The organism is Magnetospirillum sp. 15-1 (assembly GCF_900184795.1).
Lineage (GTDB): Bacteria > Pseudomonadota > Alphaproteobacteria > Rhodospirillales > Magnetospirillaceae > Phaeospirillum.
On the sequence record NZ_FXXN01000027.1, the window covers coordinates 506,488 to 521,137 of the forward strand.

The 14,650-nt window shown below is 57.8% G+C and carries 10 protein-coding genes; 2 read left to right on the top strand and 8 right to left on the bottom strand.

The window, feature by feature from the left end; all coding sequences use genetic code 11:
- Nucleotides 1–105: 105 nt before the first annotated feature.
- Nucleotides 106–2,388, bottom strand: a complete 2,283-nt coding sequence (locus CP958_RS20620; protein WP_096704214.1) for an NADP-dependent malic enzyme — start codon at nucleotides 2,386–2,388, stop codon at nucleotides 106–108.
- A gap of 409 nt (nucleotides 2,389–2,797) precedes the next feature.
- Between CP958_RS20620 and CP958_RS20625 the strand changes: the two genes are divergently transcribed.
- Both CP958_RS20625 and CP958_RS20630 read left to right on the top strand, forming a co-directional pair.
- Nucleotides 2,798–4,021, top strand: coding sequence for an integrase family protein (locus tag CP958_RS20625; RefSeq protein WP_096704060.1), 1,224 nt, complete (start codon nucleotides 2,798–2,800; stop codon nucleotides 4,019–4,021).
- A gap of 31 nt (nucleotides 4,022–4,052) precedes the next feature.
- Entirely contained in the window at nucleotides 4,053–4,466 is a 414-nt protein-coding gene (locus CP958_RS20630) for a hypothetical protein (protein WP_141400583.1), read from the top strand.
- A 143-nt stretch (nucleotides 4,467–4,609) separates the two neighbouring features.
- Here the strand turns inward: CP958_RS20630 and CP958_RS26510 are convergent, their stop codons facing one another.
- The 7 genes from CP958_RS26510 to hsdR all read right to left on the bottom strand — a co-directional run bounded on the left by CP958_RS26510 (nucleotide 4,610) and on the right by hsdR (nucleotide 14,627).
- Nucleotides 4,610–4,882, bottom strand: coding sequence for a hypothetical protein (locus CP958_RS26510; RefSeq protein WP_170959047.1), 273 nt, complete (start codon nucleotides 4,880–4,882; stop codon nucleotides 4,610–4,612).
- 216 nt (nucleotides 4,883–5,098) lie between these two features.
- Nucleotides 5,099–6,136, bottom strand: coding sequence for a hypothetical protein (locus CP958_RS20640; RefSeq protein WP_096704063.1), 1,038 nt, complete (start codon nucleotides 6,134–6,136; stop codon nucleotides 5,099–5,101).
- A gap of 170 nt (nucleotides 6,137–6,306) precedes the next feature.
- Complete coding sequence (locus CP958_RS26035) at nucleotides 6,307–7,335, bottom strand: hypothetical protein (RefSeq protein WP_141400585.1); 1,029 nt, start codon at nucleotides 7,333–7,335, stop codon at nucleotides 6,307–6,309.
- A gap of 23 nt (nucleotides 7,336–7,358) precedes the next feature.
- Nucleotides 7,359–8,792: a restriction endonuclease subunit S gene (locus CP958_RS26515; RefSeq protein WP_096704065.1), complete on the bottom strand. Its 1,434-nt coding sequence runs from the start codon at nucleotides 8,790–8,792 to the stop codon at nucleotides 7,359–7,361.
- The gene (locus tag CP958_RS20655; RefSeq protein WP_096704066.1) at nucleotides 8,789–10,258 is read right to left on the bottom strand and encodes an N-6 DNA methylase; all 1,470 of its coding nucleotides are present in this window, start codon (nucleotides 10,256–10,258) and stop codon (nucleotides 8,789–8,791) included. The genes CP958_RS26515 and CP958_RS20655 overlap by 4 nt, the downstream gene beginning before the upstream one ends.
- 91 nt (nucleotides 10,259–10,349) lie before the next feature.
- On the bottom strand, nucleotides 10,350–11,162 hold the full coding sequence (locus CP958_RS20660) for an SEC-C metal-binding domain-containing protein (protein ID WP_170959026.1): 813 nt from the start codon (nucleotides 11,160–11,162) through the stop codon (nucleotides 10,350–10,352).
- A 93-nt stretch (nucleotides 11,163–11,255) separates the two neighbouring features.
- Nucleotides 11,256–14,627 (bottom strand): type I restriction-modification system endonuclease, encoded by a 3,372-nt coding sequence (hsdR, locus tag CP958_RS20665; RefSeq protein WP_096704068.1) that lies wholly within the window; start codon nucleotides 14,625–14,627, stop codon nucleotides 11,256–11,258.
- Between the last annotated feature and the right edge of the window lie 23 nt (nucleotides 14,628–14,650).

The following is a 14,650-nucleotide window of genomic DNA, read 5'->3' on the forward strand; positions in this document are numbered from 1 at the left end:
TTCCACCACGAAGTCACCAAGGTTGGAAGGAACACGAAGGAGAAATCTTGTCTTCTCTCTCCTTCGTGCCTTCGAGCCTTCGTGGTGAACTCCGCTCCGGCGCGCCTACCGCCCCTTGCCCGCGTGCATCTGGGCATCCACCGCCGCCAGGGCGGTGATGTTGATGATGTTGCGCACGGTGGCCGACGGGGTGAGCACGTGGGCCGGCTGGGCGATGCCCATCAGGATCGGCCCCACCGACAGGGCGTCGCCCGCCACCTTCAGCAGGTTGAACGAGATGTTGGCGGCGTCCAGCGTCGGCATGACCAGCAGGTTGGCCGCACCCTTCAGCTTGGAATTGGGGAAGATGCGGGTGCGGATTTCCTCGGACAGGGCGGCGTCGCCGTGCATCTCGCCCTCGGCTTCCAGATAGGGAGCCTTCTCGCGCAGCAGGGCCAGGGCGTCGCGCTGGCGCTGGGCCGAGGCGGTGGAACGGTTGCCGAAATTGGCGTGGGACAGGAAGGCGACCTTGGGCTCGATGCCGAAGCGCCGCACCTCTTCCGAGGCCAGCAGGGTCATATCGCAAATCTGCTCGGGCGTCGGCTCGGGCGTCACGTAGGTGTCGCAGATGAAGAATGTGCCGGCCGGCATGATCAAGAGGTTCATGGCCGCCGGCACCTTGACGCCTTCGCGCGTGCCGATGACGTTGAGGATGTGCGACAGGTGCTTGTCGTAGCGGCCGATGGTGCCGCAGATCATGGCGTCCACTTCCTTGCGCTTCAGCATCAGGGTGCCGATCACCGTGTTGCGGGTGCGCACCACGGTCCGCGCGTATTCGGGGCTGACGCCCTGGCGCTCCATGATGGTGTGGTAGAGGCGCCAGTACTCGTTGAAGCGGGGATCGTCCTCGGGGTCGCACAGGTCGAAGTCCTGATCGATGCGGATGCGCAGGTCCAGGTCGTGGATGCGCTTTTCCACCACCTCGCGCCGGCCGATCAGCACGGGCCGGGCCAGGCCTTCGTCCACCACGGTCTGCACGGCGTGCAGCACGCGGCGGCCTTCGCCCTCGGTATAGACGATGCGGCGCATGTCCTGGCGGGCGCGGTCGAACACCGGCTTCATCACCAGGCCGGAGCGGAACACGAACTGGTTGAGCCGGTCCATGTAGACGTCGAAATCGATGATCGGGCGGCGCGCCACGCCGGATTCCATGGCTGCCTTGGCGACCGCCGGGGCGATCTTGATGATCAGGCGGGAATCGAACGGCTTGGGGATCAGGTATTCCGGCCCGAAGGTCAGCGGCGCGGTGCCGTAGGCGGCGCGCACCCGCTCGTCCGACTCGGCCATGGCGAGGTTGGCCAGGGCGTAGACGCAGGCCAGCTTCATGGAATCGTTGATCTCGGTGGCGCCCACGTCCAGGGCGCCGCGGAAGATATAGGGGAACACCAGGACGTTGTTGACCTGATTGGGGTAGTCCGAGCGGCCGGTGGCGATGATGGCGTCGGGGCGCACCGCCTTGACCTCGTCGGGAAGGATTTCCGGGGTCGGGTTGGCCAGGGCGAAGACGATGGGCTTTTGCGCCATCTTGTCGACCATCTCGCCGGTCAGCACGCGCGGCGCGGAGAGGCCAAGGAAGATGTCGGCGCCCTCGATGACCTCGGCCAGGGTGCGCATGTCGGTCTTCTTGGCGTAGATCGACTTGTACTGGTCCATCAGCTCGGTGCGGCCCTCGTAGACCACCCCCTTGATGTCGGTGACCCAGACGTTCTCGCGCTTGACGCCCAGCTTGCACAGCAGGTTGAGGCAGGCCAGGGCGGCGGCGCCGGCGCCGGATGCCACCAGCTTGACGTCGCCGATATTCTTGCCCACCACGCGCAGCGCGTTGACCATGGCGGCGCCCACCACGATGGCGGTGCCGTGCTGGTCGTCGTGCATGACCGGAATCCTGACCCGTTCCTGCAGCTTGCGCTCCACCTCGAAGCACTCGGGGGCCTTGATGTCTTCCAGGTTGATGGCGCCGAAGGTGGGCTCCATGGCGGCGATGATGTCGACCAGCTTGTCGGGGTCGAGTTCGGCCAGCTCCATGTCGAACACATCGATGCCGGCGAACTTCTTGAACAGGACGCCCTTGCCCTCCATCACCGGCTTGGCGGCCAGCGGGCCGATGGGGCCCAGGCCCAGCACGGCGGTGCCGTTGGTCACCACGGCCACCAGATTGCCGCGCGCCGTCACGTCGGCGGCGCTGTCCTCGTCGGCGACGATCAACTCGCAGGCGGCGGCCACGCCGGGGGAATAGGCCAGCGCCAGGTCGCGCTGGGTGGCCAGCGGCTTGGTCGGGGTGACACTGATCTTACCGGGAGTGGGCAGGCGGTGGTATTCCAGCGCCGCGTCGCGCAATTCGTCGGACATGCTCATGGAACGTGGACCTCTAGGGTAACGTTATTTCTCGATCGGGGGCGATACCATACTCGCTTGAGGCCGCCGAGCAAAGCCTCCGATCAGTGAAATTTCGGAAAACCACAGGAAATGCAACGGCATGGCGGTATGACCAGCGCGCGGACCGAAGGTAATAAAGTTGCGTTTATGGCCCGGAAACAACCAAGCCCGCCGGGGTCGCCGGCGGGCTTGATGGATGCAGATGGTGCGGCCAAGGATACCGTGAAAACCCAGAAACCCAAGGGATTCGCGCTCTTGGCCGGATTTTTCAATCGGAACATTAACGCAACAAACAGACACCAATCCACAAACACCGACACTCGTCCGCTGACTCATTGCTGTCCAAAGGGTGGCCCCTATATCCGGCAATGGAGAAACCGATATGCCGACCATTAAATTAACCGCTACCGCCGTCAAGAGTCTTGTTCCCAGCACAACACCCATTCGCGTTTGGGATATCAACCTTCCAGGCTTCGGGGTGCGCGTCTGGCCGTCCGGCAAAAAGACCTACATGATCCAATTCCGGGACAAATACCGTCGCACGCGGTTCATGACCCTTGGTGACTCTCGCGTCGTCCATTTCGAGCAGGCGAAGGAGAAGGCTCGGGGAATCCTTGCCCGTAACACCTTGGGTGAGGAGATCGTCACGAAGCGGAAGGTTCCGCTCCTGACCATCGGTCAACTCATGGACCAATACATTGCGGGACGAATCGAGGAGCGGGAAACCAGAACTCTGGTCAATCTGAAATCACTGAACCGACGATATATAAAGCCACGATTTGGCAACACGCCGTATCAGGAATTGAGCCACAAGGACATCAAGGATTACCACGCCAAACTCACGAACGAGGGAAAGCCTTCCCAAGCCGACAATATGGTGAAATATCTCACCGCCATGTGGCATTGGTGCAGCCCTGAGATTATTGAAGATCGGCCATGTCCGTCGTTGAAAATAGAGTTCAATGGCTCGGAAGCACGGGAGCGCATCCTGTCTAACAAGGAGTATAGGGCGCTTTGGGCGGCCATTGATTGCCACATCCGTCAGCCAAGGGTCTACAAATACAGCGTGTGGGCTATCGAGTTCATCGTTTTGACCGGCATTAGGAAGAGTGAGGCCCTCGGCATCAAGAAATCGGCTATCGACATGGATTCCTGCGTGATCCACGTCCAGGATAAAGGCCATTCACGAAGCAGAAAACAACGGTCAAAAGAGGTAGATATAACTGAACCAGTTAAAAATCTGCTGGAACGCATCACAGACTCAGAAAGTGAATATCTGTTCCCATCCTACCGAGACAAGGGCAAGCCCCTCAAATCAATTGATGCGGTGTGGGCACAAATCAGGAAGGATGCGGGCCTTCACTCGGAGGAAAAAGATCAAACCGTTTGGATACACGATCTTCGCCGGTCGTATATATCGTTTGGTACGGATGAAATGAATATATCGGTCAATGATGTGTCAAAGGCTGTCGGCCACAGTACCGTTGCCCTCACTGACAAATATTACAACCGGCAGAAGACGGAGAATAAGAAGAGAACAAACCAAAAAATCTCGGAAGGAATTGCCAGCATCCGGAATGCTGCCGATACAACGCAGCCTGGATAAATACCTCCATCATCAACTAATGGAGATTCCCATGTCCGACATCTGCGCAATCCCATCCCATCCACGGCCTGTCAGCATCGTGCTGGTTCCGATTGCCGGGATGGTGTCGGCCAGACCAGACCTGGGCCATTTCACGGCGCTTGAAGAGGTCAGGCTCTGCATGGCCGGGATGCCGATCAAGGATGCCGACATACGATTTTACGATATGCGCGACCACGGAAGTCGGATCACCCTTGAATTCTCCGGCACCGCCATTGGCTACACTTCGATTGGCATGGCACCCGGCATCGAAATGGTGGCTCAGGCTCCAATTGAGGTCTCGACCGGTGATGTCGTCGGCATCGCCGACCGCGCCGCACTGAAACTCGGCCCAGTTATCACCATGCTTGATCCAGATGGTGACGTACTTCAAATGACCACAAACAGTTATGAGATCAATTTTTGATTTCGTAGAACTCTTCGCATTCAAAGCAGCGCAGTTTGCCGGATAAGGTCACGCAGAAAGTTATTCCACCGCAGTGCGGGCAGGTTCTGGCGTGATCATCAGGGTTTTTTGATCGATCATTTGGAAACTTTATGATTTTGCATTCACTCTCCATTGATGTTTCCCGTTTCTAATTTTCGACACTCCATTCTTATCCTCGTTAAATCAGCCTCTCGCTCGCACCACACCATGACCTCGGCATAGCCCAATCGGGAAAACACCACGTTCAGGTGAGTGGGGGTGAGTTCACCGCCGCCGTTGTCGGTCATGACGACCACACCCGCGCAGTTGGAGGTCAGTTTGCTCAAGGCGACAAACCCTTCACGGTCCATGGCAAATGATGAGTGGTGCGGAAATCGGGCGCCAAGAGCATTCATCCGTTCATCGATGTCGTGTTGTGGGTGCTCAGTTGGTGCATAAACGCATCCGCAATTTGCGCATCGGATAATATAATTGTGCATAATCAAGAAATTATATCTGCCACATGTCTGGCAGCTTATTACTATTTGGTTTTGATTGTTAATAGCCATGGCATCACCTCCATGACTATTTATGCTGCGTGAGCAGCAGCATGAAGGCCGTAGCAGGCGGGCCTATTGAGACAATGGCCGGGTGAAGACCTCCCAGAGATACATGGCGGCATTCTTCACATTCAGAGATTCACGTCCCCGAGCGATCATCGCCATCCCCATGGCCTTGAGATAGATGTCTCGGCCATCATCCTCGACGAGAAGGCTTTCGTTGTAGCCATTGTCCTGGTCGATCTGAAACGACCCCTGCGAGTAGCAAATTTCCCGCCCCCGCCCAGACAGCCAAATTTTGCACCGGCCCACGCTCTTGCCATCGACATAGACCTCGGCGGTGAATTTGTGCGGTGTCACCGGGGTATGGCGGCATTGAACGTGGGGGTGCTGGTCTCTTTCCAAAACCCCCAGCGCCTCCTGGAAATAGGTCGAAATCTCCTGCATCGCCTCGACCGCAAATTGATCCCGTTCAGCGTCTGAAATGCTCCGCTTGATCCTGGGAATGGAAATCGCGATGCCATTTCGAACAGGAGGTGGCTCGGCAGTTTGCGGAGCCGGTTGTGGAATCGCCTCATGCGCCCAGTGAAGGGCGAACAGATTTGCCTCGCCCGCCCCCTTTGCCAATTGCTTCTTCCCGATGGAGGTGCCGCCGATATTGCGGACGTTCTCTCGGTGAAGCTGGGAGAAAAAGTGGTCAGAACACCACACCTCGTTGGGGGCAACCACCGGCTCGATCCGTGCGGCCCGATCAATCCCGCCACTGCTGACGTCGATGATCTTGCCACCCTCCTCGATCAAATTAACCTTCTGGAGATCGAGGCCGATGCGAATGGTCACCGAATCGGAAAAGCCAAGCCGTATCCAATCGGTGTTGCGAAAGCGATCCTTCACGGTGAGGGCCGCTTCGGCCATTTCGGTCCCATCCACCCCGCAGATGAAGAAGCCATCGCCGGTGTGCTTGGTGAGCAGAACCTGGAAGCGGCCCTCGATCTCGTCGAGCAGCCGATGAACGAAACGGTTCAAGTCGGTCTTCAAGCGATCATCGGTGATTTTCGATGACCCAACGATGTCGGCAAAGATGATGGGGCAAATCTGGGTGCGATTCATGTCCGTCAGGTCACCGGAGGTTTTGATATGCCCGCAAATTTACGCGATCCTCGGGAATCGCTCAAGATTTTGAGGTGATTTCAATCGAAACCACAAAATGCGACCCCCTCATGACCAAAGGAGTCCTGCGAGTCACCCTCTGAGCCTGCCAAGGACAGTTGATGTGGCCTTCAGTGGCCTTCAGTACCCGGTGGTGCCATTGAGGATACTGATCCTCGCATCCCAGAAACCAGCTTGGTCAACAGGGCAGCAAACTCCAAAACAGCATCAACTTTCACGACAATGCGTTGCTCTGGTTGATAGCTCTGATCCCCCGATTTTACGACGTACTTCTCATCGACGTGGCCGTCATTGTGTCCCAGCACATGGCGACGCTGGAAATAGACGTTCAGGCGGTCAATTTCTTGCTGATCCAGATATACGGTGTAGGGGACGCCTGTGACTTTTTCCCACTCCAAGCTGCCATCCGTCAGATTCTGGAAAAGGTTTTGCCGGATACGACCCGAGTTATTGATCTGACTATAGAGGTATTTCGCCATGGTTTCGAACTGTGTCACACCACCCTTGATGGCGTCTTCAAGTAAAGTGTTTGCCAGATCAGCCGCCTGATCCTTGTCCAAGACCGCCCTGAGTGCCTCTATCGTTTCTGGTATCGTTCGTATCTTTGCGATTTTGGCGGAAAATGCCGCCTCGACGTCACGTTCACCGCAGCCTGGACAAAAATAGGCGGTCCCGATCACCGCATAGCGACACCCGCATTTTCCGCATGTAATTCTCGTCCGCATTGTTTCGGCAGCGGCAGCAGGAATCATCACTGGCGGTGGCCTGCCAGTTTCCCGCACATCCATGGTCATCTTGAAGAACGAGTTGGACCTCTGACTACGGTTGAAATCAGAGGCTATGTCCTTGAACATTCGATTCAATTGAGTTGAGATCAGATGCTTCGCCTGCTCAAGAGCCATGGCCTTTGCGTGTTCTATCTGCTCTGTCGTCCACCAACTTCCTGGCGGTGCTTCATGACGACAAAACGGGCAAACCACTTGGCCTGATTGCTCGATGCGGTCCCAGTCGTCTTTCAGAATCTTGAATTGGGACAGGCAGTTTTCGTTGGGGCATTCCTTGTCGAGATAGCCATCATCATCGCCCTCGACCGGAACCGATATTTCCAGCCTGTCAGGAATATCGAAGTTGACTGGCATTCGCACGCCTCCATCGCCACAAGCTATCGCTGCTTTCGTCCCCGCTTGGTCTTAGGTGCGGATTCCCGTGCCGCCGTGATTCGTTCCAGCAGCTTGGAGGCCGGTTCGTCGGCGGGGTCTTGCGGCACCAGCTTGCCGGTGAAGGCTTTGTCGAGGATGGATTGGTCGAGGCGGTCGATTAGTCCGGTTGCCCGCAACATCTCATGTTCCATCGTGTCGATTGCAGCCATCATCTGGGCAATGCGTTGATCAAGGACGATCTGTTCGTCATCGGGGATCAACGGTACCGCCAAATGGCTGAGTTTGGTGCCATTGACATTGGCCTGACCAACCTGCTGGCTGACAACCGAACGAACCCAGGCACGGCCATAGGGTGAGTTGATATAAGCGGATAGAAGGGCGGGAATGATCCCAACCGCCTTCAAGCGAATCAGGTAAGAGGCGAAAGATGCCTTGGGAAGCTGGTCGCGGAAAACGGCGGACTTTCCAACCAATTCAGGACTGTTGGTGCGGTTGAACAGGATGTCACCCTGTTGCAGCAGCAATGCCGGAAATTCATCGTGATCGGCAGGAAGGTATTTCAGGTTCTCGACCTGAAGCTCACCCCGAACGATGTTCCCCATCCGCAGGACGGGCACTCCATTCGCATCCTCATTGGTTTTTGCCGAGGTGCCGTATTGCATCTCCGTGGTCAATTGATCTACGGACGCCCAGGCCCAACCATCGGGCAACTCAATGTCTGGAAACCAATCCGCTTCCTCCGGTTCGGGGTAGTTTCGTCGCCGCGATGACGCTTGAGCCGCAAGCCAGCCGTCACGCCGGTCGGATAGCACCTTCCCGAGATGTTGTGTCGGGTTCCCAAGCGGATGCGATTCCCGCCAATCCGCCGTCAGGTCACCCCGGAATGCTGCCCCCAGCACCGCCTGCCGGTAGCGTTCGATCAGCCTGGGAATGTGGGCGAGTTCGTCCCTGGCCTGAGAGGATCGGGCAAACAGGGAATCGATCTTGGCAGCGATGCGGTGCTGTTCTGCGGTGGGGGCAATTGGCAGAGGGATGGTGTCGAGCGCCTTTTGCGTCAACTTCGGCTGCGCTGAGCCGGTCACAAACGGCGCGAGATCGATAGAGTTAAGGAATCGCTCAAGGTACTTAAGCGAGACGCCATCACATGGCTTCACAATGTGAGCGTGATTATTGACCCAGAATTTCCCCAAAGCTTGAAACGCAATTGGCGTTGAACGTGAAAGTAAGTTTGCCCCATCTTCTGCTATAAGCAGGTAGCTTCCATCAAACAGGTAACCATCCACATGATCGATCACGCCCGAAGCCCCGAAGTATGGGAACGGGCCTTGCCGCTTTGCTCGGTCTGCACTTTTTACAGGTCTGCGGCGACCATCATGGTTCACGACGACTGAGCAAAACTGAGCTTGCCCCCACCCGCTCGGAAAATCGTCACTCACTCGGCAGCCTCCTCGACCTCGGCTGCGTCACCGCCAATCTCTTCGGCCAGGGCGGCGATCTCGTCCAAGGCGGCTTGCAGATGCCCCATGATGGCGGCGGCGATTTCGCCGGGTTCAGTCAGCCCGTCCTCGGGATCGGCACTGTCGTCCCGCAACCAGGACAGGTCGAGATTGTCGTTGCGGTCGGCGATCTGCTGGCGGGTGAAGCACCGCCAACGGTCCTCGGGATCGACGAGGGTGGCGTCGCGGTTCCGACCAAACGGGTCGTCACCGAAGACCCGCTCGAATGGGGCGAAGGTGCTGAGCAGCAGCGGACGGGTCTTGCCGAAGGCGGGCATATTGGCCCGCATGTCATAGACCCATACCGCCTGGGTGTTGGCCTTGGCGGTCTTGCCCCTGGTGAAGAAGATGACGTTGGTCTTGACCCCTTGGGCATAGAAGATGCCGGTGGGTAACCGCAGGATGGTGTGCAGGTCGCACCAATCCATCAGCATCTGACGGAGTGCCCGGCCCGCATTGTCCTCAAACAGCACATTGTCCGGCACCACCACGGCGGCCCGGCCTCCGGGCTTCAAGGCTCGGATGATGTGTTCGACGAAAGCCAATTGCTTGTTGGACACGTCGGCGGTGACCGAGAAATCACCACGGGTCGGCCTGCCACCCCCCTTCTTGGTGCCGAAGGGGGGATTGGTGATGATGACGTTGGCTTGGCCCAGCGATTCGCCCTCATGGGACAGGGTATCGCCCTGCTGGACGCCATAGCCTGCATCGCCACCAATGCCGTGCAGCATCAGATTCATCAGGCAAAGGCGATGGGTATCGGCAACCAGTTCCAACCCGACAAAGGCGGCGTTGCGTTGGAAAAACCGCTGCTCTTCGGCCAGAGCATAGAGGTCATCGGTCTGGGCCTTGATGAAATGATCGGCGGCAACCAGAAAACCGGCGGTTCCGGCGGCGGGGTCTTGGATCACCTCGCCCGGCTGCGGCTTGATCAGACGGATGATGCAGTCGATCAGCGGACGTGGGGTGAAATACTGCCCGGCCCCGCTCTTCTTCTCGGCGGCGTTCTTTTCCAACAGCCCTTCGTACAGATTGCCCAGGCCCTCCTCACGGGCTGTGAACCAGTCGAGGCCGTCGATGGCCTCGACAATGGCCTTCAAATTGGTGGGCTTCTTCAACCGGCTTTGGGCGTCGGCGAAGATCGCCAGCACCAAGCCGCGCCCGTTGGTGCCGAGGTCGAGCAACAGGTGCTTGTAAAAGGTCAGTTGCTCCAGACCTTCCCGGCGAACCAGATCACCCCACCGTTTGCCCTCGGGCAACTGATCCTCGCGACCCGTCTCCGCCATCATCTTTAAGAACAGCAGGTAGGTCAGTTCGGTCACGTATTCGTGATACGTGATGCCGTCATCGCGGAGGATGTCGCAGAGACGCCAGAGCTTGGCGACGATATCGGTGGTGACGGTCATGACAAGCAAGCATCCTTCTCAAAAATAACGGCAGCGGAACACATTATGCCGCCTCACGTACCGAGCCACATCCGGATTCCCACTCAGGAAATCAGACCCCTTTGATAAACCGCATCTCGTCCAAAATTACGCATCCTCCATCAATGGAGAAAACGACTTCGAGAATTTCAGAAAATGCCTGTGACCGAATTCTGAGCACATTTGGCAATATTTCTTTGTCGCAATTATTGTAATGCAGACTTGATTCAATTTCACAATCGTGACCGGCAAGACGAATGAAGTTTGAGTTTCCATCAGGATAGACAGCAATATGCGGTCGAAGCTTGTTTCCATTGGCGTCAAAAACTTCTGGCTGACCCTTTACCCCGAACAGAAAATCAAAACACCTCACCCCTGAAACGCGATGAGGCTTGATGCTTGCGACAACAAATAGTCCAGATTCGCTTTTCTGCTTCATCTCCCTTTTAGAAGCAGAAAGGTAAATTTCTCTTGGGTCAGATAAATTTGTCGCGGATGCATTGCCGATCAACGAAATCGTTCCATGAGACAATCCATCTGTGGGGATGGAGATCAATGCCGCAGATGATGGTGTGGTCTCCCCCCGAACGGTGTTTGTTGACAAAATAATTTTGTCATCAAGTAACACCGTTTCTATGCCGTCACGCACGATGGAAGCACGGTGAACCTCCATTGAACTGGCGACTCCACTTTCAGAGCGAATTTCGGCCCTGAAGGGGATTTTCCCAGAGGACATTCGTTCAGCGAAATCCCGCCATGATCTGTCATCGCTTTGGCAGCATGCCTTATATTTTCGTCCACTACCGCATGGGCAGGGCATGTTGGCACTGGGTGGCTGCGGATTGTGTTCACAAGCAAGTTTCTTGGACAGTGATGCTTTTGCCATGTCCACCTGCTGGCAGCATCGCTTGTATTTTTTACCACTACCACAGTGGCATGGAGCGTTAACGCCTAAGCTCATGCATTCCGTCAGCGGGACTTAGCCCGCCTTCCTCCATATGTCCTCACGGATATCCCCGAGAATGGCTTCCAGCTTGCCGCCGAACAGCTTGTTCAGCCGTTCGAAGCCACCATCCTGTTTGTACTGGCTGGACTCGAAGTAGTCCCGATCAACCACGACCTCCTTCGCCACGTCGTCGCCGATGCGGTTCAGCCATTTCTTCTGAACCGGTGTCCAATCGTGGCTCTTGAGAATTCGCCCCATGGCGTCCTTCACCCGGTCGGCATAGGGCCGTAACGGATCGCCCAGGGCGGCTTGACGGACATAGCCGATGATGGAGGCCGCGATATCCTCGGACTTCGCCTGTTCCCAGGCCCGGTGCAGGGCTGCTTCAGTGAAGGACTGACCGTCGAGGATCATTCTGACCTTCCGCAAATCCTCCCGCGTCAGGTCGCGGGGCCGCTGAACCACGATGGACAGGGCCGCCACCTTGTTGACGTTATCGCGGACCCAGGCGGTGAAGGAGTCCAGATAATCCTCGGGACGTTTCCACTTGTCACCGAATACGGGGGCGGCGGAAATCAGGTGGTCAGGGTGTTCGGAGATCGGGATGGGATCACCGGGCCGGTCTGGACGCCAATCCAGAATGGGGCCGAGCTTGGGGCGGTCTTTGAACCATGCCGCCAGATCGCCCACGGATGAATCGGCAACCCGCTTCACGGTGGATTCGGGGGGTTCCCCCGCCGCCTGCTCGTACATCTGCCGTCCCTGCTCGGACAGCAATTTGGCCCGGCGTTTCAGCTTGGTTTCGATCTGGGCACGGATGGCTTCGCGGTGGCGGTCATCGGTGACGCTGACCAATTCCTCCAGCAGCTTGGCGAAGGTGATCTTCGGTTCGACGCCGACCGGCTTCATATCTGTGAGGTCTTCGAGGGTCGGGTAAAGATCAACCGCGTCGAAAATGCGGAACACCTCCTTGCCGATTTCGTCGCATCGCCGCGTCGCCCGACCCAGCATCTGCTCGTACAGAATGCGGCTGTTGACCCGACGCAGGAACACCAGATTGGTGATCTTGGGGACATCGACTCCGGTGGTCAGCAGATCGACGGTGACGGCAATTTTCGGCTGCGGGTCATTACGGAACGAAAGGGTGAGCGACCGGGCCTTGTCCACGCTGCCGGTGATCTTTCGCACATCGCCATCATCAACACTGCCGTAGGTGTCCTCCAACGCCTGCTTGACCTGCTCCACCACCATGTCGGCATGGGCGTCACTGGCCGCGAAGATCAGGGTTTTGTCGGGCAGGCTGGGGTCGATGTATTGCACCAGGGCCTGGGCCACGGCCTTGTTGAATTGCTCGGTGATGACCTTCTTGTTGAACTGCTCGATCTCGTAATTCAGTTCGTCGGGGGCATAGGCGGTGACGATGGTGCCGTCCGTGGTATTCAGCAGGTCGAGCTTTTCGCCCTTTTCCCACTTGATCCCCGCCACCGACAGGGCGGTTTCGATGCGGATCGGCGGTTCGTGGTCGATCAGATAGCCGTCGATCACCGCTTCCCGGTAGCTGTACTTGTAGATCGGCTCGCCGAAGATATCGACGGTGTGCAAAGCGGGGGTGGCGGTCAGGCCGATCTTCACCGCGTCGAAATGCTCCAGCACCCGGCGATATTTGCTGATGTAATCGGCTTGGTCGCGGAACTCCAACTCGGTGTCGGACAATTCGCGGTCAAGCAGGTAGCCTCGGTGGCATTCATCGACAACGATCAGATCGTACTGATCGACGGACGGCGTATTGGCGGGATCGTCGGCCCCCAGCACCCTGCGGGCCAGGGCTTGGATGGTGCAGACATGCACTTTGGTTTCGGCATCGGGGTCGATATCCCCCAGTCCCTTCACCCCGAACACGTCGGCAAAGGTGCGGACGCCGAAGACCTTGGTGGTGTTGAACTCATTGGCGGTCTGGACACCCAGGATGTTGCGATCTACCACGAAGCAGACCCGCCGGAACCTCTTGGATTCCAGCAATCGGGACAGCATGGCGATGGCAAGCTTGGTCTTTCCGGTGCCGGTCGCCATGGCGACCAGCATCTGACGGCGATCATCGGCAAGGGCTTCCTCGACCTTCTCGATGGCCTTGCGTTGGTAGGGGCGAAGGTCGAAGCCGAAATTCATGGTCATAGATTTCAAGGCGGTCTGGGCCGTTTCCCGGTCCATGGCAAGCTGGCCCCGCAACCCATCGGGTGTCGGCCAATCCACCAGGGCACGACGGCGATTGGTGGACTTGCGAGTGTCGCGAAACCAGATGCCGGATTCCGTCTCGATTTGCTTCAGGTATTCGCGGCCATTGGTGGCGAAAACGAAGGGGATGCGATAATCGCCCCAGGGACCATCCAACCCGACACCCTGGATGGCTTTGAAGCCCTTGGCATAGCGTTCGGCCTGATCGATGGCAGCGGAGACGTTCTTTCGTTTCCGCTTGGCCTCGATCACAGCGATGCAGGTGGTGTCGATGAACAGGGCATAGTCGGCCCGGCCATCATCGGTCGGCCATTCGGCAATCGCCATGGCCTTACCTTTGGCCGGACGGGCACCCGATTGATAGGTGATGGACTGGCTATCGACATCCCAACCACGATCACGCAGGTGGCGATCAATGATGGATCGGGTTGCCGCTTCGTCCAGGTCGATGGCGGCGGCGGCGGATTGAGCAGCGGTAAGGACCAATGCCATGGTCGCTGGGGCGGTCGGTGTTGCGGCTTGTGCGGCCTGAAGTTCCTGGACCAAGGCCGCTTGCTTGGCCTCGGCTTCGTCGAGCAGTTTGCGTAATGCCGCTTTTTCTTCGGCCTCGATGCGAATGCGATCTTCGGCGGATAGGCGGGCCTGTTCCGCCTGCTGGACCGCGACCTGGGCCTGTTCCGCCGCCGACAATGACGCGGCATGTTGGACGCGAAGGCGTTCCAGTTCGGCGGCCAGGGCGGCTCCTGCACGCTGCGGATCGGCGGGCGGGGCAAAAGGCTTGGGCTGAAAGGTCTTGTTGCCGCCATAGGAACGGTGGAACCAAACCGTCAATTGCCACGCCATCTTCAGGGCGTTGAGGGCCGCCCCCTGATCGGCATAGCCGTGATGGGTGGCCTTATTACCGACGATGCGGATTTCATGGAACAACCGGGCGGCATCACGGGGAATCGCTCCCCGATCCTCCAGTCGTTCCAGCAAGTCTTTCTGGGTTTCGCGCGGATCGCCGGTTTCACGCAGTCTGGAGGCGATGGTCTGCGCCATGGCCTCACCGAACTGCCGCAACTTGATGAGGGTGGTGTTGGTGTCTTCCCGAAAATAGCGTTCGGCCAGCGTGCCGAGTCGGACAAGCTGGGTGTGTGCGGTCAGAAAACCAAAGTTGGAAGACGGCTGCACCCCAAGCCTCTTGCACGAGAATA

Excerpts from the sequence above, each read along its gene's own strand:
- CP958_RS20620 (WP_096704214.1), bottom strand. The coding sequence starts at position 2,388 with ATGTCCGACGAATTGCGCGACGCGGCGCTGGAATACCACCGCCTGCCC.
- CP958_RS20625 (WP_096704060.1), top strand. The coding sequence starts at position 2,798 with ATGCCGACCATTAAATTAACCGCTACCGCCGTCAAGAGTCTTGTTCCC.
- CP958_RS20630 (WP_141400583.1), top strand. The coding sequence starts at position 4,053 with ATGTCCGACATCTGCGCAATCCCATCCCATCCACGGCCTGTCAGCATC.
- CP958_RS26510 (WP_170959047.1), bottom strand. The coding sequence starts at position 4,882 with ATGAATGCTCTTGGCGCCCGATTTCCGCACCACTCATCATTTGCCATG.
- CP958_RS20640 (WP_096704063.1), bottom strand. The coding sequence starts at position 6,136 with ATGAATCGCACCCAGATTTGCCCCATCATCTTTGCCGACATCGTTGGG.
- CP958_RS26035 (WP_141400585.1), bottom strand. The coding sequence starts at position 7,335 with ATGCCAGTCAACTTCGATATTCCTGACAGGCTGGAAATATCGGTTCCG.
- CP958_RS20655 (WP_096704066.1), bottom strand. The coding sequence starts at position 10,258 with ATGACCGTCACCACCGATATCGTCGCCAAGCTCTGGCGTCTCTGCGAC.
- CP958_RS20660 (WP_170959026.1), bottom strand. The coding sequence starts at position 11,162 with ATGGCAAAAGCATCACTGTCCAAGAAACTTGCTTGTGAACACAATCCG.